The 2,182-nt window shown below is 43.8% G+C and carries 2 protein-coding genes; both read right to left on the bottom strand.

Features of this window, described 5'->3' with window-relative positions; genetic code table 11:
• Positions 1-406, bottom strand: a 406-nt coding sequence (locus QZ265_RS10675; RefSeq protein ID WP_296406020.1) for a restriction endonuclease subunit S, incomplete at its 3' end; no start/stop codon positions are given.
• The coding region (locus tag QZ265_RS10670) for an N-6 DNA methylase (protein ID WP_296406018.1) at positions 406-2,182 on the bottom strand (1,777 nt) is incomplete at its 5' end. The genes QZ265_RS10670 and QZ265_RS10675, both read right to left, overlap by 1 nt.

Here is a 2,182-nt window from a genome sequence, read left to right as displayed (position 1 = left end):
GTCTAATACAGGCAACTCGTTGGTTTAGTGCTGCTTCTCCACCTTGCCATTTTGCAACATTAAAATCACCATCCATTCCAATTAGAACATCGCCATTTTTTATAATAGCTTCTTTTGGAACATAGCCGTCGAAATAAACTTCTGTACTACAGCTATTTATATCCCTAATTCTAATTAATGGAGTTCCTTTAAAAGGGTCAAATTTCTTTGAATCGAAAGGGAAACCACTTATAACGTTTGCGATTTCTTTTACTCGTTTAACACCCCAACCACTCGGAATCTCACCCAACCACTCAACCCCAGAATCTTTATACTTAGGATACGCTTTGTACCGCCCCACTTGTTCGACTTGATTATCATCAACCCTGTATTCAAATGCCACTTCATTAACCTGATTACCCGCCATTACGAATGTACCTCGCTAAGCAGTTGCATAATCTCCGCACTTACCTTATCCAAATCGGCATCAATCTCGCTCAAGGGTCGTGGTGGCTCATACACATAAAAGTGACGGTTAAACGGTATCTCATATCCCACAATACCAATCTCTTCATCTATCGCATCACGCTTGCCTGCATCAATCCACGCATCAGCCACATGCGGCGCGACCTCACGCTTAACGTAGCGTTCTATCAGCTCAGTGGTTGACACACTTGGGTCAAGCGGTATATTTTCATAGTCCCTTAAGTCGCTATCAGTCTCAAACTCAACGACCTTTGATTTCCCTTGATTATCTTTAATTTCAAACGCACCGTATAACGGATTCGCCTCTTTTACCGATTTTTTAATTACTCTTTCAGCATCAGGGTTCTTCCACGTTACCGCATTTAGGATTTGTTTTTTGTCTTTGGCAGACAAGTCTAGTCCAGTATCTTTTAAGGCTTGCTTAAAGACTTCCTCAAACTGGTTGTAATCATCAAACTGCGCTTGTCCAATCTGTTGTTGCAACGCTTTAGCAGCGTTCATAATGGCCAACTGCTCACGCCACAGCTTAGGATTTAACACCTCTTTAATTTGCTTCTCTTTTAACTCACTAAAGTCCGCCTTAATCATGGCACGAGCTTCAACCTCCATGTCACTTGGCGCTTGAGTATCATCATCACCATTATTTGAATCAAAGCTGCCATAATTTTCCTCGTTCCACTGCTTACCGAATTTTTCATATAAGGCTGGCATGACCAAATCATAGGTGCGCTCGACATAACGTAGCGATTCAATCGCCTCATCCCTCATTTGTGCTGACAGACGTAGTGGACGCTCAATAGTCACACGGCGATAGCCAAACTCATGGGTGTCAAAGATTTTACTGGCAAAAGTCTTTAGGGTGTCAGCTTTGGGTGTGGCTGACTGACGACCACGGTTTGACTTCACATCGGCTGGCTTGTCTAAGGCGCGGGCATCCACCATCTCAAAGTCGCCAAAGGTGCGGGTGATAATTTTGATATCCTCTTCACTCATCTCATTACGCTTAGAGCCAAGTGACTTACGCATCTTGCTATATAAATTTGTACCGTCGATAAGCTGTACCTTACCTTTACGCTCATCGGCTTTGTGATTGGTTAATATCCAAACATAAGTAGCAATACCAGTGTTGTAGAACATATCTGTCGGTAGCGCAATAATCGCCTCCAGCAAATCTGACTCTAGAATGTAACGACGAATCTCACTCTCACCACTACCTGCACCGCCAGTAAATAGCGGCGAACCATTTAGGATGATACCAATACGGCTACCCGTTACAGAAGTATCTTGTGGCGTCAATGAGGGAGTCGACAACTCAACGCTATCTCTCTTTGGGTTAGCCACAGAGCGCATCTTGCTGATCAGATGCAGTAAAAATAACAATGATCCATCTGAAACACGAGGTGTACCTGGACCAAAGCGACCGTCAAAGCCTTTTTGCTGATGCTCATCATTGATCTCGCCAGCAATCTTTTTCCAATCCACACCAAACGGTGGGTTAGATAGCATGTAGTCGAACTTCTCAGTCGGTAGCTGGTCATCAGACAAGGTGTTGCCTAGTTTAATACGGCTCACCTCTTGACCTTTGATTAGCATATCGGCTTTGCAAATAGCATAAGACTCAGGGTTTAATTCTTGCCCAAAGGCTCGCATGACTGCATTTGGATTGAGCTCTAGCACATACTCCATACCCGATGATAAAAATCCGCCTGTACCTGCT

This window comes from Psychrobacter sp., from assembly GCF_018260395.1.
Classification (GTDB): Bacteria; Pseudomonadota; Gammaproteobacteria; order Pseudomonadales; family Moraxellaceae; genus Psychrobacter.
Note: the sequence above shows the minus strand (reverse complement) of the source record. Positions and strands in the feature narration are given on the sequence as shown.